Origin of the sequence: Variovorax terrae, from assembly GCF_022809125.1 — a bacterium.
In the GTDB taxonomy this organism is placed as follows: Bacteria; Pseudomonadota; Gammaproteobacteria; order Burkholderiales; family Burkholderiaceae_C; genus Variovorax_A; species Variovorax_A terrae.
Genome location: NZ_JALGBI010000001.1, coordinates 12,904 through 29,305 on the forward strand (window position 1 = coordinate 12,904; position 16,402 = coordinate 29,305).

At 63.5% G+C, this 16,402-nt stretch carries 16 protein-coding genes and 1 pseudogene; 9 read left to right on the forward strand and 8 right to left on the reverse strand.

All coding sequences use genetic code 11. The features are described from left to right. Nucleotides 1-5: 5 nt before the first annotated feature. The 6 genes and pseudogenes from MMF98_RS00070 to MMF98_RS00095 form a co-directional block, all read right to left on the reverse strand. The gene (locus MMF98_RS00070; protein ID WP_243302663.1) at nt 6-845 is read right to left on the reverse strand and encodes an ABC transporter ATP-binding protein; all 840 of its coding nucleotides are present in this window, start codon (nt 843-845) and stop codon (nt 6-8) included. A 7-nt stretch (nt 846-852) separates the two neighbouring features. Continuing rightward, nucleotides 853-1,773, reverse strand: a complete 921-nt coding sequence (locus tag MMF98_RS00075; RefSeq protein WP_243302665.1) for an ABC transporter substrate-binding protein — start codon at nt 1,771-1,773, stop codon at nt 853-855. Between the two features lie 463 nt (nt 1,774-2,236). After that, on the reverse strand, nt 2,237-3,013 hold the full coding sequence (locus MMF98_RS00080) for a TetR/AcrR family transcriptional regulator (RefSeq protein WP_243302667.1): 777 nt from the start codon (nt 3,011-3,013) through the stop codon (nt 2,237-2,239). Between the two features lie 233 nt (nt 3,014-3,246). Then, nucleotides 3,247-3,809, reverse strand: a pseudogene (locus MMF98_RS23770) (SDR family NAD(P)-dependent oxidoreductase). Further along, the gene (locus MMF98_RS00090) at nt 3,806-5,683 is read right to left on the reverse strand and encodes a feruloyl-CoA synthase (RefSeq protein WP_243302670.1); all 1,878 of its coding nucleotides are present in this window, start codon (nt 5,681-5,683) and stop codon (nt 3,806-3,808) included. Before MMF98_RS00090 ends, MMF98_RS23770 begins: the two are co-directional and overlap by 4 nt. After that, nucleotides 5,680-6,483, reverse strand: a complete 804-nt coding sequence (locus tag MMF98_RS00095) for a crotonase/enoyl-CoA hydratase family protein (protein ID WP_243302671.1) — start codon at nt 6,481-6,483, stop codon at nt 5,680-5,682. The genes MMF98_RS00090 and MMF98_RS00095 overlap by 4 nt, the downstream gene beginning before the upstream one ends. Nucleotides 6,484-6,559: 76 nt before the next feature. Between MMF98_RS00095 and MMF98_RS00100 the strand changes: the two genes are divergently transcribed. From MMF98_RS00100 to MMF98_RS00135, 8 genes are all read left to right on the forward strand, one after another. After that, the gene (locus tag MMF98_RS00100; RefSeq protein ID WP_243302673.1) at nt 6,560-7,285 is read left to right on the forward strand and encodes an amidohydrolase family protein; all 726 of its coding nucleotides are present in this window, start codon (nt 6,560-6,562) and stop codon (nt 7,283-7,285) included. Continuing rightward, entirely contained in the window at nt 7,282-8,112 is an 831-nt protein-coding gene (locus MMF98_RS00105; RefSeq protein WP_243302675.1) for a hypothetical protein, read from the forward strand. Before MMF98_RS00100 ends, MMF98_RS00105 begins: the two co-directional genes overlap by 4 nt. A gap of 63 nt (nt 8,113-8,175) precedes the next feature. Beyond that, nucleotides 8,176-8,787 carry a YceI family protein gene (locus MMF98_RS00110; RefSeq protein ID WP_243302677.1) on the forward strand — a complete coding sequence of 204 codons (612 nt, stop codon included), beginning with the start codon at nt 8,176-8,178 and terminating at the stop codon, nt 8,785-8,787. Nucleotides 8,788-9,179: 392 nt separating this feature from the next. Beyond that, entirely contained in the window at nt 9,180-10,172 is a 993-nt protein-coding gene (locus MMF98_RS00115; protein WP_243302679.1) for a LysR substrate-binding domain-containing protein, read from the forward strand. A gap of 61 nt (nt 10,173-10,233) precedes the next feature. Continuing rightward, complete coding sequence (locus MMF98_RS00120) at nt 10,234-11,055, forward strand: alpha/beta fold hydrolase (protein ID WP_243302686.1); 822 nt, start codon at nt 10,234-10,236, stop codon at nt 11,053-11,055. After that, entirely contained in the window at nt 11,052-12,017 is a 966-nt protein-coding gene (locus MMF98_RS00125; protein ID WP_243302688.1) for an alpha/beta hydrolase, read from the forward strand. The genes MMF98_RS00120 and MMF98_RS00125 overlap by 4 nt, the downstream gene beginning before the upstream one ends. Before the next feature lie 39 nt (nt 12,018-12,056). Beyond that, complete coding sequence (locus MMF98_RS00130; protein WP_243302691.1) at nt 12,057-12,593, forward strand: carboxymuconolactone decarboxylase family protein; 537 nt, start codon at nt 12,057-12,059, stop codon at nt 12,591-12,593. Then, a complete protein-coding gene (locus MMF98_RS00135) occupies nt 12,590-13,396 on the forward strand; it encodes an amidohydrolase family protein (protein ID WP_243302698.1) in 807 nt (268 codons plus the stop codon). Before MMF98_RS00130 ends, MMF98_RS00135 begins: the two co-directional genes overlap by 4 nt. 24 nt (nt 13,397-13,420) lie before the next feature. Here MMF98_RS00135 and MMF98_RS00140 read toward each other — a convergent pair whose 3' ends face one another. Together MMF98_RS00140 and MMF98_RS00145 are read right to left on the reverse strand one after the other, a co-directional pair. Then, entirely contained in the window at nt 13,421-14,035 is a 615-nt protein-coding gene (locus MMF98_RS00140; protein ID WP_243302700.1) for a glutathione S-transferase family protein, read from the reverse strand. Next, the gene (locus MMF98_RS00145; protein WP_243302701.1) at nt 14,035-15,264 is read right to left on the reverse strand and encodes a CaiB/BaiF CoA transferase family protein; all 1,230 of its coding nucleotides are present in this window, start codon (nt 15,262-15,264) and stop codon (nt 14,035-14,037) included. The genes MMF98_RS00140 and MMF98_RS00145 overlap by 1 nt, the downstream gene beginning before the upstream one ends. Nucleotides 15,265-15,492: 228 nt before the next feature. On the opposite strand from MMF98_RS00145, the gene MMF98_RS00150 reads away from it, so the two are divergent. Continuing rightward, nucleotides 15,493-16,383: an alpha/beta fold hydrolase gene (locus tag MMF98_RS00150; protein ID WP_243302705.1), complete on the forward strand. Its 891-nt coding sequence runs from the start codon at nt 15,493-15,495 to the stop codon at nt 16,381-16,383. The last annotated feature ends 19 nt before the right edge of the window (nt 16,384-16,402 follow it).

Consider the following 16,402-nt stretch of genomic DNA (forward strand, 5'->3'; position numbering starts at 1 on the left):
GCAGCTCATGCGTGCGTTTCCTTGATGTAGTCAAAAGCCGAGCGGCGCAGGCGCAGGAACTCGGGGGCTTCGCGCGTGGCCAGCTGGTTGCGGGGCCGGTCGAGATGAACCGGGAATGTCTGCGCCAGGCTGGACTGCTCGCCCGGGTTCGTCCGCAGCGCGAGCACCGTGTCGCCCAGGTAGATGGCTTCTTCCAGGTCGTGCGTAATGAAGAGCACGGTGGTGCCCGCGGCCTCGACCAATTGCAGCATCTCGTCCTGCAAGGTCTGGCGCGTCATCGCATCGAGCGCACCGAAAGGCTCGTCCATCAACAGCACGGCCGGCTCTTGTGCCAGGCACCGGGCGATCTGCAGGCGCTGCTGCATGCCGCCCGACAGCTGTCCCGGGTACTTGTCGGTGTGTGCCGCCAATCCCACTTTACTCAGCAAGGCCTGGATGCGGTCGGCTCGCTCAACCTTCGGCACGCGGGCTGCCTCCAACGCCAGGCTGACATTGCCGGTCACCGTGCGCCACGGCAGCAGGGCCTTGGCGTAGTCCTGGAAAACAATGGCGACGTCCTGCGCGGGCCCGGTCACGGGCAGCCCATTGCGCCGCACCTGTCCTGCAGTGGGATGCACGAGGCCGGTCAGCAGACGCAGCAGCGTGGTCTTGCCGCAGCCCGAGGGGCCGATCACGCAGACGAACTCCCCGCGACGCATCGTGAAGCTGAGGCGGTTGATCACCCGGCGGCGTCCGAAATCCAATGCCACGTCGTCGAAGGCGATCAGGGGCTTGTCCGGGCTTTCCTGGACCAGGGCCAGGTGCTGGGGCGCCGTGCGCGTGTCGCGGGCGAGGGCAGCGGTCATGACTTTCTCACTTGGCGATCAGCGAGCCGACCGTCGGCCGCTTCTTCAGCATGTCCTGCTCACGCATCGTGTCGACCCAGAAGCGCAGGTGGCCGTCGGTCATGTCGCTTGCCAGCAGTGGCCAAGGCGTAGCCTGCAGCACGGGAGGCGGCACCTTGAAGTACTTGCCAAGGTCGGCGTAGGCCTCGCTGCGGTTGGCCTGGGCGTAGGCAACGGCGTCGGCGAGAGCATGGCGGAAGGCCTGTATGGCGGGGCCATTGCTGCTGGCCCATTTGCGCGTCGCGGTGTAGACAACGGTAGAGAAGCCGTTGGGCATCTCTGGCGCGAAGCCCTGCAGCGGTACGCCGATCCCGCCGGCACGCATGCGGCCGATGAACGGTTCGGCCGTCACCACGGCGTCGACGCCCCCGCCGCGCAGCACGTCAGGCATCTGCGGAAGAGACACTTCGATGAAGCTCACGAGCTTGGCATCGATGCCGTGCATGGACAGCCAGCGGCGCACGAGCACGTGCAGGGTTCCATTCAAGCCCGGTACACCGACCTTCTTTCCCACCAGATCCCGGGCCTCCCGGATGCCTGCATCCGATCGCACGACGACGCCGATGGAGTTCTTCGTGTTGTCGTAGAGCGATCCGCTGGCGAGGCCGACGAGGTCTAGCCCGCTGTCCGCGGCTTGGAGAAAGACAGCCGGCGTGGTGCCGCCGATCTGTACAGAGTTGGAGACCAGCGCGGGCGGTACGTTGGACGTCAGCGTGATGAGCTGGAGCTGAACGTCCAGGCCCCGTTTTTCGAAGAAGCCGCGCTCCTTGGCGATGAAGGCTGCCGCGAAATCGGGGACGGCGGTGTAGCCGAGCGTGATCTTGGTTTGGGCCAGTGCGGCGCCGCCAAGCAGTGATACGGCCAGGGCCAGGGTGCGAAGGAAGTCCATGTTGTCTCCTTGATGCAAGTCAATGGATGGCATGGCCGCGAGTGCGGCGAATGCCACGCTGACGTACTCACAGAGAGAGCTGCCTAGTGCCTGGTGCCGACGCGAGGGCAACCCTTTGCTTGTCGATCTGCCTATCCATGCCGCTGTGGCGTCCCAGGGGCGGCACAACGACAGCACTTGGATCACGCGTTGTCGACTGCAGCGCTACGAGACATCTCTCATGATGTACGATCGTACAAATTATATTGTACGATCGTATAAATCAAGATATGGGGTTTACCCGAGGATGTGAGGAGGGTCGCTGCAGGCTTGGCGACCCTCCTGCGTGCGTCGCGGCCAAGGGGGCCCGGCTTAGGGATGAGGCTTCGCCTGAGAGGCGGCGCTGGTAACGGCGCCGCCTCTGAAAAAGTGAAGCGCAGTGTGGTCCGAGGTTCGCGAAGAGCCAGCGTCTTCGCGCTATTTACTACCCACGGGATGCGCCGCGCCGCGCCGGCCTGTGCGGCACTGGCGCCTGCGCACTGGGTTTGTCGAGCACCGCGTGGAACCCGCCAGCGATGAATGCGAGCAATTCTTCCTTCGCCGCCGGATCAGACGCGCGATTCTCCCCATTCGAGAGCCTCTCGACGCGCTGGTCGGTCAGGAAGTGCAAGAGAGCACCGAGCATGAACTGGTAGCACCACGCCACGCGCCCGCGGCTGGCCTGCGGAACCGTCGTCATCAAGGCATCGATGAAGGCGTTGGCCAGCGGGTCGAAGAACTCGTGGTGCGCGCGGTCTGCCTCCGGGGTCGGGGCCGCGAGATCGCGGGCGGCCATCAGCGCGTAGTACTGCCCTTCGGGGTGCTGGTGCAGGGCGACAAGCGGACTCACGAACGCATCCAGAATGCGCTTCAACCTCGAGTGTGGATCGGGGTCGCTGGATACCGTGCGCAGTGCCTCGAGCCTGGCGGCGATGGCGGGGCTCCAGGACTCGAAGATGGCATGGTAAAGCTCATGCTTGGCGCCGTAGTAGTAGCCAACCAGTGCAATGGGAACGCTGGCTTCGGAGGCGATGTCTCGTATCGAAACCGCATGGAATCCCCTGAGGGCAAACAGCTTCTCGGCGGCGAGCAGGATATTGGTCCGTCGGTCCGGCTGCGGCTCACGCTGCGCCGATCGCCCCACGGGAATGCGGCGCGGAGGTGGGGCCACTGGTATCAATTTGGCGGCTTCTGGCTTGGGCTGTGGCTTTTTGGGAGGCATGGGCTGAGAGTGGCTGGGCAGTACGCCATTGTTACGCATGGCGGGCACCACACTATACGACCGTACAAACTCGGCCTGGCGCATGGCCGCGGTTGGCTCATCCAACTCGCCTGCGCACCGTCTCCAAGAGCTGGGCGGTCTGGGACACCGCGGACAGCGGCTAAGCCGCCAGCGATCGGGCGCCCAGGAAGTCTCTGCGCTTCAGCAGCCTGGTCGATCTTGTTGGGAAATCCTCAGCGTGACGCCATGCGCAGTGCATCGTCCAGGCGAATCACTTCGCCGTTGAGGGATGTATTGGTCACGATGTGCAGCGCAAGCAAGGCGAACTCGCCCGGTTCGCCGAGCCGCCGCGGGAAGGGAATCGATGCAGCCAAGCCTTGCTGGACAGCCTCGGGCAACTCCTTCAACAGCGGCGCCGAGAACAGCCCGGGTGCGATCGTGCAGACGCGGACGCCGTGTTGCGCCAGATCGCGCGCCATCGGAAGCGTCATGGCCGCCACACCGCCCTTGCTGGCCGCATAGGCCTTCTTCGGCCTGGCCGTCAAAGGTTGCCACCGACGCTGTGTTGACGATGACCGCTCGCCGTCTCCCGTGGCCGGAGAGAGTGCCGCCATCTGACTGCGGCCAGGCGGCAGACGTTGTACGTTCCGACGAGGTCGTTGAGATCGAGGATGGCTGCACGGGCGCTTGCGCCGGCGAGTGCTCGTGCGGTGGCAGCCCCCAACCCTGAAACGCCACCAGTGATGACTGCGGCTTGATCTTTGATTTCCGTGCCTTGTGTCTCTTGCTTCTTCAAGAGCGCCCCGGCAGTAGCACGCCGCCGTGCCGGGCTTCGTACATCCGCTCGACCAGCGCCGATCGCCGCGCCAAGACCATGCGCTGGTTGATCGAGCCCTTATCGGTCAGCTCGCCGTGGTCGATCTGGGGCGGGTCGGCGAGCAGCACGGCCCGCGCCGGGCGGTTGGCACTGCCCGTGCCGGCCGCCCACAGGCGGTCGAGCATGGCCTGAAAGAACGCGCGCACGCCATCCTGTCCAAGCACGTCTGACGCCGACATCGACAGGGGCAAACCGAAGCGGGCCCGAAGCTCGTCCACCCGGGGAAAGACCAGCAGGCCAATATCGTCACGGTTCAGCCCGGCTACGACCACGTCCTGCACCAGCGGATCGCCTTCGGCAATGACGCGGGCGCGCAGCGCGCCGACGCTGACGAACGTCCCAGTGGAGAGCTTGAAGTCCTCCGCGATCCGGCCGTCGAAGGCCAGCCCGCGCTGCGGGTTGCGATCGTCGATCCAGCGCACGGCGTCTCCGGTACGGTAGAAGCCCTCGCTGTCGAAGGCGTCTGCCGTGAGTTCCGGCGCGCGCCAATAGCCGGGCATCACGTTGGGGCCGCGGAAGCGGATCTCCGTTTTGCCGCTGCCTTCGGCGTTGGGGACCAGTTTGACCTCCACGCCGGGGCAGGGCAGTCCTACATGGCCGGAGCCGGCGCCGGGCTGAACGACGAACAGGCAGCTCGGAGCGGTCTCGGTCATGCCCAGGCCCGTGATGATGCGGATGCGCTCGCCGACAGTGGCCTCAGCCTGGCGGTCGAGCCGATCCCACACCGACTGCGAGAGGCCAGCACCGGCGAACATGAACGCCTTCACGCGACTGAACAGCGAACTGCGCAGGATCTCGTCGTGCTCCATGGCCAGCGATAACTCCTCGAAGCCCTTGGGGACGTTGAAGTACACCGTGGGAGCGATCTCGCGCAGATTGCGAATCGTCTGCGCGATCCCTTTAGGCGTGGGCTTGCCTTCGTCGATGTACAGCGTTCCGCCGTTGTAGAGCACCAAGCCAACGTTCTGGTTTCCGCCGAAGGTGTGGTTCCATGGCAGCCAGTCGACCAGCACGGGCGGTTCATCGGCCAGAAAACCCATGCACTGCGCCTGCATTTGCAGGTTCGCGCACCACATGCGCTGCGTGTTGACGACACCTTTGGGTTGCTTGGTGCTGCCCGAGGTGAAGAGGAACTTGACGATCGTGTCAGGCCCTGTACTCGCATGCGCGGCATCAAGGGCAGCGCCCGGTGTCGCGGACAACAGGTCCGACAGGAGGGTAGTCGTACGGTCTGGCAGCGTCCCCGTGCCAAGGACGACGTGAACATCCGCGCGTTCGCTGGGTGCCACGGATTTGATCGCCGAGGCATATGACGGATCGGATGCGTACACCACCGCTGGCGTGGTCACATCGAAGATATGGCGCAGCTTGGCGTGATCGGAAGAGAGCAATGAGTAGGCCGGTGAAATCGGCACCCACGGCACGCCAGCCCACATGGCGCCCATCGCTAGCGTGAGGTGCTCGAGGTCGTTTCCCGAAAGGATCGCGAGCGGGCGCTCGACATCGGCGCCGCGCTCCAGCAGCGCTTGCCCGACGGCGCGGGCACGTTCCAGCATTTGGCCGTAGGTCACGTGCAGCCAGTCACCGCCGCCCGGGACCGCGGGATCGCGCTGCGCGGCGAGGACGCGGTCCGGGGTGGTGCGAGCCCAGTGCTCCAGCCGGTCGCTGAGGCGGCGGGGAAAGTCGCCGAGCGGCTCCGTCGAGCGTAGGAGGACCTCGCCCCCCGGCCTTTGTTCTACCTCGGCCGACAGGCAGCCGCCGACGCGCGCGCCGCGGTAGCGAGCCGAATTCATTGCTTGACCACCTTCCCGGCTCGGCCTTCAAGAAAGGCGCGCAAACGCTGCTTGGCGGCAGCGTCACCCTGCGCGATCGCCGCCATCAATGCTTCGACGAACAGCGCATCGCCTTGCGGCATGTCCGCAATGCGCGGCAAGGCCTGCACGACCGCGAAGTTCGACAAAGGTGCGTTGCCGGCGATCTTTGCGGCCAGTTCGCAGGCTTTAGCGAAGCCGGCTCCATCGGGCACGAGGTAGCGCGAGAAGCCGCGCTGCCAACCTTCATGCGCATCGATCACGGCGCCGGTGAGCATCATGTCCGTCATGCAGTGAACACCGACGAGCCGCGGAACCCGTGCCGAGCCGCCGCCGCCCACGAACAGGCCCCGTTGGCCTTCGGGCAAGCCGTAATAGGCGCTGTGCTCAGCAACGCGTATGTGCGTCGCGCTGGCCAGTTCCAGCCCGCCGCCGACCACCGCGCCGTGCAGCACGCTGACCACGGGCACGGGTCCGAACTGGATCTGGTCCATCACCGCGTGCCAGCCCCGGGAATGGAGCACGCCCTCGAAAGTATTGCGCTCCGTCAGTTCGGACAGGTCCAGGCCTGCACAGAAGTGCTCGCCCTCGCCGCTGAGGATCACGGCGGATACATCCGCGGGGAGGTTCGTGAACGCGGTCTGTAACTGCATGATCAGACCGTCATTGAGCGCATTGCGCTTGGCGGGGCGGTTCAGTCGAAGGTGCAGGACCTTGCCCGAGATTTCGATGTGCAGGTGATCGAGGCCTGCGAGCACTCCGGTGGCGGGTTCAAAAGTCATGGGTGAATGAGGGTGTTGCAAAAGTTTATTGAACGAATGTACAATGAAATTGTCATTTGTACAATATTCGCCTGCCATGAGGGTTTCCGAGCTGACCGCCATTGATGTCCACACGCACGCCGAGGTGTCGTGCAGGAACCCCTTCGACAACTACGGCGAGGAGTACGACCGCGCCGCCGACAAGTACTTCGGTTCAAGCCGCCGGCCGACCATCGACGAGACCGTCGCCTACTACCGCGAGCGCAAGATCGGCTTGGTGATGTTCACGGTGGACAGCGAAAGCCAGCTCGGCCGCCGCCGCATTCCGAACGAGGAGATCGCCTACGACCGGATGGCTTGGTCGCTGTACGAGGTGATCGCCGAACACAAACTGCCGGCGATCTTCCACAGTGGCCACTCAGGCATCGGCTCGGGCATGCGCTGCGGTGGCGGGCTGCGATTGCAGAGTAGCAACCCGATGCTGCTCGAGGATGTCGCTATCGCTTTTCCCGACATCGAGATCGTCGTCGCCCACCCGAGCTGGCCATGGCAGGACGAGGCGCTGTCGCTGGCGCTGCACACGCCCAACGTCTGGATCGATCTGTCGGGCTGGAGCCCGAAGTACTTTCTACCCCAACTGGTCCAGTATGCGAACACGCTGTCGAAGGACCGCATGCTGTTCGGCAGCGACTACCCGCTGATTACTCCGGAGCGCTGGATGAAGGATTTCGACGAGGCCGGCTTCAGGGAGAAGGTCAAACCGCTGATCTTGAAGGAGAACGCCGTGCGGCTCGGTATCCAACCCATCGAGGGCGGCGAATGAGTGATGTCGAGTTGTTCATGGCCCACCCTGCTGTGCAGGCCGCACTCGCACCCTTTGCCCTCGCGCTCGTCGTGGCGCTCTGGCTGCGTGGTGCCTGGCAGGTCCTGGCGCTGGGGGCTGCGCTGCTGGTCGCTGCCTCGCTCAGCGTCGGGTTCTCGCTCGAGAGCATGACGGCAACCCGCAAGATGGTGCTTGTCGTGCTGGCTGCTGCCGGCTTGTGGCCCATCGTTGGACTCTTGCTTCAGTCGTCAAGGTGGTGGCATCGATCGACCATCTTCGCGGTGTTCAGCGCGGTGGGGACTCTATGGGTGTTCGAACGGCTGCTGCTGCAAATGCCGTCCATGAAGGGTCTCGCTGTCGCCACGGTGTCGATTGTGTACGTCGTGGCCCTGATGCTGTCCGCGGGGGCGATGCCACGCGAAGGCGTGCGGTCTGCAGTGGCGGCGGTATGGCTTCCTTTGGGCGCAGGTGCGCTTGCGGTGCTCGGCTCGTCGGCAGTGCTCGGCCAGATCGGCATTGCTGTTGGCACAGGCGCTGGTGCCGTACTGTTGGAACGTCTGGCTCGAGGTCAGGGACGAGATACGGCCACTGCGTTGTGGGTGGCGGAAGTCGCCGCAGTGGCAGCCGGTCTGATTGGCTTGCTCGCGACGCTTACAGGCGACTTGTCATGGTGGGCTTTGCTTCCTTTGATCGCCGTGCCCTGGGTGCTGCACTGGCCTGTCCTGGCGCATATTGCGCCGGCATGGCGACGTGGTGCCATGGCGGGCTTGGTTGCTGGAGTACCGGTTGTGGCGGCGGGAGTGATGGCCTGGGTCAGCACCCGGTAGTCCACACACGTCAATGACCATTGTCGCGGCCGTTGGCCGTTTTATTGTCCTGGAGATTATCTGATGACTCGATCAAAACTGGCCCTGGCCTTGGCGCTGCTTCCGCTCGCTGCAGCGGCTGCTCCCGAAACCTATGGCATCGACCCTGTGCACTCGTACCCGCATTTCGCGGTGAATCACCTGGGGATGTCCACCATTCAAGGTCGATTTGACCGCATGAGCGGCAAGATCACCGTCGATCGATCAACGCGGACAGGGGCGCTCGAGGTCAAGATCGACACGGCGTCTCTGACCACGGGCGATGCCAAGCATGAGGCAGGAAGCTGGGCGACCAAGAATTACGGGCCCCGTTCCCGCGACGAGCATCTGCGCTCGGCCGATTTTTTCAATGTCGCCGAATTCCCGGAGGCTACCTACAAGTCAAGCCGGCTCGTTTTCAGCGGAGACAACCTCGAGGCTATCGAGGGAAACTTGACGCTGCTGGGTGTCACAAAACCGCTGAAACTCTCGATCACAGCCTTCAAATGCGGCCCTCATCCCTTCACGCGCAAGGAAATGTGCGGGGCAGACGCAGTTGCGGTGTTCAAACGCAGCGACTTCGGAATGAAGGCGTTTGTCGGGCCCGTATCCGACGAAGTCAAGCTCAGCATCAATGTTGAGGCCTACAAAGAGTAAGGCGGGCCTGACTCCTGAAGCATGAGGCTTGAGGTTCATCTTTGGTGAGCTCGCGCGACGCCGGATGGCGCGAGCAGACGGGTGCGCCGGCGCGGCTTGCGGATGGCTCGGACGACCTCACCCTGCCGGTTGCAGGCCCCTCATCCGTGAATGGAGTGTCCACCGTAGGAGACATGAAAAATTCTGTGACCCAAGGATCTGTTCCATGCCATCGACTGTCGCGTTGCCATTCCCATTCAGAGGGCCCGAGATCTACGATGCGGCGCTGAGGTCGGGCAGCGGTGGATTCAACACCGTCCCGCTCGACGATTGCATCTCTCCCGATTTCCCACACCTAGCTCGCCGCGCTTCATGAGGTGAAAATCACGAAATCAATGCCCTGATTGAGCTCCATGCAGAACACCAGACCTAAAGACTTTCAATTGGCACTTACCGGCGATCTGCATCGGTGGCGAACCTTCCTGACGATTGCCGAGCTTGGAAGCCTGACGCGAGCGGCGCTGTTCCTGGACAGCAACCAGTCTCTCCTGAGTCGCCAGCTCAATGCGTTGGAGCGCGAATGCGGCGCGCGGCTATTCAGTCGCACCGGCAGGGGCGTGGAACTGTCCGACGTCGGGCGCAAAATCCTTCCGCAGGTGAGGGCGCTGCTCGAAGATGCTGAGGCTCTGGAGAGGGACATTCTGGGCGAGGCGCGGGAGCCCGCTGGCCGGGTGATTGTTGGATCGCTGCCATCGATCAGTGTCTCGTTCATCGGCCGGCTGTTTACCGCCATGCGTGAGCGCCATCCGGCCGTGACGCTCAGGGTGTTTGAAGGTTCAAGTAGGCAACTGGAGGAGTGGCTGGCCGATGCACGCATCGACATTGCGATTCTCTACCGATACGGCGCCTCGCCGCCCGAGCAGGAGCAAGCCATGGCCATGGTGGACAGCTACCTCATCGGCTGCAGAGACGATGAGTTGACTGCAAGTTCCGAGGTGCCGTTCGCGGCGCTGCATGAACTGCCACTCATCCTGCCGAGCGCACCCAATGGCTTGCGAGCCGCACTGGATGCCATGGCGCGCCAGGAGCGAATTACCCTGAGTCCTGCGATGGAGGCCGATTCGCTGCAGCTCTTCAAGCTACTGGTCGAGCATGAGAAGCTCTACACCGTGCTTCCACTCCACGCCGTCTGGAATGAGCGCGCCCAAGGCCGCCTTCAGGCGGCGAAGATCGTCTCACCGCCGTTGCAGCGAATCATCTCGATGGCTTTGAACAAGACCAAAGGGCCAAGTCGGGCGGTACTGTCCGTGACAGCGCAAATCAGCGCCATCGTCAATGACATGGCCAAGCGCGGGATGTGGCATTCCGGCCCTCCGGGGGGCGGCATAAGTGCAAACCAGGTATGACATCCCAGGCATTGGTTGCCTGCGACCGAGCTCCTACAGTGTGTCTCAAAGGAGCTGAAACATGACCTTCATCACGGCCAAGGATGGAACCAGGATCGCCTACAAGGACTGGGGAGAGGGACAGCCGATCCTCTTCTCGCATGGATGGCCGCTCGCCGGCGATGCCTGGGAGGCGCAGATGCTGTTCTTCGGCCAGAACGGCTATCGCGTCATCGCCCACGACCGACGCGGTCATGGCCAGTCGGATCAACCGTGGAACGGCAACACCATGGACCAGTACGCCGACGATCTCGCCGAGCTGATTGAAAAGCTTGATTTGAACGACTTGGTCCTGGTCGGGCATTCGACCGGCGGCGGCGAAGTGGTGCACTACATCGGCCGTCACGGCTCGCGGCGCGTCGCCAAGGTGGTTCTCGTCGGCGCCGTCCCGCCGCTGATGCTGAAGACCGATGCCAATCCGGAAGGCACGCCGCTTGCAGTGTTCGATGACATCCGCAAGGGCACGGCGACCAACCGGTCGCAGTTCTTCAAGGACCTCACAATTCCCTTCTATGGTTTCAATCGGCCGGGGGCGAAGGTCAATGACGGCCTGCGCGAATCGTTCTGGCTGATGGGCATGCAGGGCGGCATCAAGGCCGAGTACGACTGCATCCACGAGTTCTCGGAAGTCGACTACACCGCCGACCTCCAGAAGATCGACAAGCCGACGCTCGTCATCCACGGCGATGACGACCAGATCGTGCCGATCGCGGCTTCCGGCGAAAAGACGGTGAAGATCGTCAAGGGCGCGCAACTGAAGATCTACAAGGGTGGCAGCCACGGTCTCGCCCAGGTCGATCCCGCGGCCTTCAATGCCGATGTCCTCGCCTTCCTGCGTTCATGAGTGCACGGGAGAAAAAACCGATGAGGACAGACGTCAAGATCAACAGCGCAGGACTGGTGCTCGCGGGACACCTCTACACCCCTGAAGGGGACGCCAACGGACCACGCCCCGCGATCGTCGTCAGTCATCCCGCAAGCGGGGTGAAGGAACAGACCGCCGGACTCTATGCGCAGCGCCTCGCCGGGCTGGGCTTTGTGGCCCTCACCTTCGATGCCGCTTACCAGGGAGAAAGCGAAGGCATGCCGCGCGGGACGGAAGATCCTGCGCACCGCGTCGAGGACATCAAGGCGGCGGTGTCATTCCTGAGTGGTCACGACGCTGTCTATCCGGATCGGATCGGCGCCCTGGGCATTTGCGCCTCGGGCGGCTATGTCATTTCGGCCGCTTCTGTCGATCATCGCATCAAGGCTGTGGCGACCATCAGCGGCGTGGACATCGCTCGCCAGTTCCGCCATGGCCCGGACGGGACGCAGTCGCCTGCCGTCATCCAGACCATGCTTGACGCTGCCGCCAAGGCGCGCACCGCTGAGGTGCGGGGCGAAGGGGTCGGGATGTTCCCGATCTTTCCGGCCAATGAAGAGCAGGCACGAGCGGGCGGCCGGCATGTGTTCGAAGGTTGGGAATACTATTGCAGCGATCGCGCGCAGCATCCGCGTTCGGCCAAGGCCTTCACCTGGAACAGCGTTGATCGACTGGCCGCTTTCGACGCCTTCCGCTTCATCGACCTCCTCTCGCCGCGCCCGCTGCTGATGATCGTCGGCACGGAAGCCGTGACGAAATGGATGGCCAGTGAGGCATTCATCGCTGCTCGGGAGCCGAAGGAGGTCTTCTGGATCGAGGGCGCGACCCATGTCAGCCTCTACGACAAGGACGAGCACGTCAGCGCCGCAGTCTCGAAGTTGAGGCCTTTTTTTGCGGCGAACCTGTCGTCAGGGCTTGCGCCGCAGCCTGTCGTCTGGTGACCATTGATGCCGCGAATCTCGTTACCTACACCGGAGACCATGGATCCAGCGCAGCGGCGCGTCTACGACAAGATCGTCGGAGGGCGCCGCGGCAAGATCCAGGGGCCACTTCGTGCGGCCTTGCACAGCGCCGAGCTGGCCGACCGCTGGCAGGCGCTGGGCGAACTGTTGCGCTACAACACGGCGTTGACACCTCGTCAATCCGAACTCGCCATCCTGGTCACAGGACGAGCCTGCCGTTCGCCCTTCGAATGGTATGCCCACAAGAGCGAAGCAGAAAAGGTCGGTATTTCGCCCGTGGTCATCGAAGCCCTGCTGGCCGAAATCCTTCCTTCCAGCCTTTTGGAGGACGAGGCCGTGGTCGTTCAGTACGCGCGCGAGCTGAATGCCACGAACTCCGTTTCCGATGGTACCCACGCGCGCGCCCTGGCATGCCTGGGCACGCGCGCGCTCGTCGAACTCACGGCTCTGGTGGGCTACTACACGATGGTCGCCATGATGCTCAACGCCCAGGAGATCCCACTGCCAGAGGGTGAGACGCCGGCGTTCCCGCTGCCGCAGAAGGACTCGCCGTGAAAGGCGGTTGGGACTGCCACGCCCATTTGTTCGGCCCTTATGGTTGCTATCCGCTCGCAGCCGACCGCAGTTATACGCCGCCCGAAGCGCCGGTCGCGCAATACCTGGCGCTTCTGCGGGGAATGGGGCTCTCGCATGGCGTGCTGGTGCAGCCTAGCGCCTACGGCGAGGACCACGGCCTGTTGTTCGATATCCTGGCTGCGTATCCGGCCCTGCGAGGCGTCGTCGTCATGCGTCAAGGCGCATCGAAGTTGCTGCGCGGGCTCCGGAGCAAGGGCGTTCGCGCGGCCCGTTTCAGCCACCGTCCAGGTGCCGGTGCAAACTTTCGCGGCAGCGCATCGTTTGAAGACCTTCTCCAGATGTCCGGTGCGCTGGCCGACGCCGGCTTGCATGCCGAGCTCTGGACCGACTGTGCCAGCCTGCCGGCGATCGCCGCGCAGCTCAAGGCCTTGCCCGTGCCTGTGGTCATCGACCACATGGGCGGTTTCGACGTGACGGCCAGCCCGGATGATCCAGGTTTTCGCTGTCTGCTCGCGTTGCTTGAGCACGGCCAGGCCTGGGTCAAGCTGTGCCTCTACCGCAACGTGCCTGGCATGACCGATCTGGAAGCGGGGCGCCCATTTCACGACGAATTGGTAAAGGCCAACCCGCAGCGGTTGCTGTGGGGGAGTGATTGGCCTCATCTGCGCGTGAACCCCCAGCCTGATGCAGCTCATCTGCTCCAGACCTTCAAGCATTGGGTGGGTGACGTTGGCGTGATCGATTCCATCCTGACGGGAAATCCCGAATCACTCTACGGCTGACGCCCACGACACGACCGCCGAGTGTCAAGGTGGGGCGTCGCGTGGGGTGGTCATCGCAAGAGAAGGGCGCTCACGCAACTCGTCGTACCAGCTTTCCAGTCGTGGTGCGATGTCGCGCCAGCCGAGCGCGTCGAATCGGTAGTCGACGTAGCCCAACGCGCAGGCGATCGCCACGTGGCCGATCGAGAACGGCGCCCGCTTCAACTGCGATACCTCCCGATCGAGGAGGCTCAGCGTGGTTCGCGTCTTCAAATCAAAGGCCATCATCAAAGATGCCAGGGGGATTTCGCGTTCGCGCTCGTTACGCCACAGGATGAGGACATCGAGCAGGCCGTCGCCGAGCGCATGCCAGCGCAGCGCGGGCCAGCGGTACTCGGGCGATGTCGGAAACAGGCGATTGCCGCCTGCCAGTGTGTCCAGGTATTCACAGATGACGGTGGAATCGAACAGCGTCGAACCGTCGTCCAGCACCATCGTCGGAATCTTGGACAGCGGGTTGTCCTGCATCAGGCGCTCATTGGGCCTCAGCATCGCTGCTACGCTGCGGATGAGTTCGATTCGCTCCGTCAGCGCCAGTTCGTGCGCGCATACCATCACCTTGCGCACGTAGGGCGACTTCGGAGACCAGTGGAGTTTCATCAAATCACCTTCTCTGCGCGCAGCATGGCCATGTCCGCGCTGTTATAGCCCAACTCGGCAAGAATCGCCTCGCTGTGCGCCCCCAATTGGGGAGGTGCCGCAGGCATGGACAAGGCGGCGCCTCCGAAACGCATGGGATTGGCGACCTGGGGAACATCGACACCGCAGGGATGCGGCACCTTGCGTAGAAGTTCGCGCGACAGGACTTGAGCATCCTGAAAAACCTCTGCCACGGAGTTGATCGGCCCGCATGGTACGCCGGCCGTATCGAGGGCTTGAATGAGCGTCTCCCGCTTCCAGGTCAAGAGGCGCTCGCGCAGCAAGGGTGCGAGTATTGAAATATTGCGCACCCGCTGCGCATTGAGGGCAAAGCGTTCGTCCTGGGTCCAGGCCTCTTGTCCCAGCACCTCGCAGAGCTTTGAGAACTGTCCGTCGTTGCCGACGACGAGAATCACGTCACCGTCAGCGCATGCGTAGACATCCTGAGGCTGGATATTGGGATGCGCGTTTCCGTTGCGCGCTGGGACTCGCTCCGAGATGAGGTAGTTCATCGCCTGGTTCGACAATGCCGCTACTTGCACGTCGAGCATGCCGATGTCGATGGTTTCGCCGAGCCCGGTTTCATTCCTGCGTGCCAGCGCCGCCAGCACTGCGACTGCGGCGTACATGCCAGTCATCAGATCGACGATGGGGACGCCCACCTTCTGCGGACCGCCGCCTGGTCGGCCATCACGCTCTCCTGTCACGCTCATGAGCCCTCCCATCGCCTGGATCAGGAAGTCATAGGCCGGCTGGTCACGCCGTGGCCCAGTCTGTCCAAAGCCGGTCACCGAGCAATAAATCAACCGCGGATTCAGCTTGCGCAGGGATTCCGCATCAAGCCCATAGCGTGCCAGCGTGCCGGCTTTGTAGTTTTCGAGCACGATGTCAGAGCGCATCGCCAGATCTCGCACGATCTGTTGGGCTTCCGGTTTGTCCAGACTCAAGGTGATGGACCGCTTGCCGCGGTTCGCGGTCAGGTAATACGCCGACTCGCGGGTTTCCTGGCCTTGTGCGTCCCGCAGGTAGGGCGGGCCCCAGCCTCGCGTGTCGTCTCCGCTGCCGGGGCGCTCGACCTTGATCACGTCCGCTCCGAGATCGGCCAGGGTCTGCCCCGCCCATGGGGCGGCAAGAATGCGGCTCAGATCGAGCACGCGGACATGTGACAGGGGGCCTGCTTTGGTGGACATCAACAAACTTCTTTCGGCGATTCGAGGGTCAGTCACTCTACGAAGGGCGATGCGTGCCGCCTACACACGGGGACGCAATCCTGCCATTCCCCGTCGGGCATACCCAGCGGTATGACTCCATCGGCAACTCAGCCTTGAGAAGCTGTGGGCTGGCTTGCCAGGGCGCTGTCGCATAGAGTCCAAAGCGAGCCCCAATCATCCGAAGACGGGCCGAAGGAGACAAGAATCATGCCCCTTGCCCGCGTGCCCTGGCTTCGCCCGGGTTTCGCCCTCGCGCTGGCTGCCGCTGCTGCCATGTTGGTGTTTCCGGCGACCGCAACTGTCGCCCAGACGCCCGAGCCTGTCCATGGCCGGGATCTGCTGCACGATGGCGATGTCGCCATCGAAGTTCTCGTCAACGGGATCGGCCCCTCCGTTGTGCTGCTGCCCTCTTCGCAGCGCGACTCGCTCGACTTCGACGACATCGCGCAGCGCATCGCCCAGGCCGGGTACCGGGTGCTGCGGCCGCAGCCGCGGGGCATGGGGCGCAGCAGCGGCCCGTTGGAAGGTCTCGATCTTTCCGTCTTGGCACGCGACGTCGCCTTCACGATCGACAAACTGGGCGAGGGGCGCGCGGTGATCGTGGGTCACGCTTATGGGCATTTCGTTGCACGCGTTACCGACATGAGCTATCCGTCACGCGTGCGGGGCGTTGTGGTGCTGGGCGCTGCGGCGAAGACGTTTCCTAAAGGAATGGTCGAATCCCTTGCCATCGCGGCGGACCCCGGCAAGCCAAGGGATGAGCGGCTGACGCAACTGCAATTTTCGATGTTCGCTCCTGGCAACGACGCCTCGTCCTGGCTCGAGGGCTGGCATCCAGAGTTGCGAGAGGTCTATCGCAAGGCGGGCGCTGCGCCGAACAAAGATGTCTGGTGGCCAGTGAGCAACTCCCCGATCCTGGATATCCAGGGGGAGGAGGACCCTTGGCGACCGGCCGCTACCCGCAATGAGCTCAAGGATGTTCTTGGCGACAAGGTGACGGTGCGAGTCATTCCACGCGCGGGCCATGCGCTGATACCCGAACAGCCTGCCGCAGTGGCCGAGGCCATCATCGCCTGGATCCGGACGCTCGAACCATGATTCTGAATCGCAAAACCTT

What these genes read in the sequence shown, in the direction of transcription:
- MMF98_RS00095 (WP_243302671.1), bottom strand. Translation starts at nt 6,483, where the DNA reads ATGACTTTTGAACCCGCCACCGGAGTGCTCGCAGGCCTCGATCACCTG.
- MMF98_RS00100 (WP_243302673.1), top strand. Translation starts at nt 6,560, where the DNA reads ATGAGGGTTTCCGAGCTGACCGCCATTGATGTCCACACGCACGCCGAG.
- MMF98_RS00125 (WP_243302688.1), top strand. Translation starts at nt 11,052, where the DNA reads ATGAGTGCACGGGAGAAAAAACCGATGAGGACAGACGTCAAGATCAAC.
- MMF98_RS00150 (WP_243302705.1), top strand. Translation starts at nt 15,493, where the DNA reads ATGCCCCTTGCCCGCGTGCCCTGGCTTCGCCCGGGTTTCGCCCTCGCG.
- MMF98_RS00145 (WP_243302701.1), bottom strand. Translation starts at nt 15,264, where the DNA reads ATGTCCACCAAAGCAGGCCCCCTGTCACATGTCCGCGTGCTCGATCTG.
- MMF98_RS00110 (WP_243302677.1), top strand. Translation starts at nt 8,176, where the DNA reads ATGACTCGATCAAAACTGGCCCTGGCCTTGGCGCTGCTTCCGCTCGCT.
- MMF98_RS00090 (WP_243302670.1), bottom strand. Translation starts at nt 5,683, where the DNA reads ATGAATTCGGCTCGCTACCGCGGCGCGCGCGTCGGCGGCTGCCTGTCG.
- MMF98_RS00070 (WP_243302663.1), bottom strand. Translation starts at nt 845, where the DNA reads ATGACCGCTGCCCTCGCCCGCGACACGCGCACGGCGCCCCAGCACCTG.
- MMF98_RS00140 (WP_243302700.1), bottom strand. Translation starts at nt 14,035, where the DNA reads ATGAAACTCCACTGGTCTCCGAAGTCGCCCTACGTGCGCAAGGTGATG.
- MMF98_RS00115 (WP_243302679.1), top strand. Translation starts at nt 9,180, where the DNA reads ATGCAGAACACCAGACCTAAAGACTTTCAATTGGCACTTACCGGCGAT.
- MMF98_RS00120 (WP_243302686.1), top strand. Translation starts at nt 10,234, where the DNA reads ATGACCTTCATCACGGCCAAGGATGGAACCAGGATCGCCTACAAGGAC.
- MMF98_RS00105 (WP_243302675.1), top strand. Translation starts at nt 7,282, where the DNA reads ATGAGTGATGTCGAGTTGTTCATGGCCCACCCTGCTGTGCAGGCCGCA.
- MMF98_RS00130 (WP_243302691.1), top strand. Translation starts at nt 12,057, where the DNA reads ATGGATCCAGCGCAGCGGCGCGTCTACGACAAGATCGTCGGAGGGCGC.
- MMF98_RS00075 (WP_243302665.1), bottom strand. Translation starts at nt 1,773, where the DNA reads ATGGACTTCCTTCGCACCCTGGCCCTGGCCGTATCACTGCTTGGCGGC.
- MMF98_RS00080 (WP_243302667.1), bottom strand. Translation starts at nt 3,013, where the DNA reads ATGCCTCCCAAAAAGCCACAGCCCAAGCCAGAAGCCGCCAAATTGATA.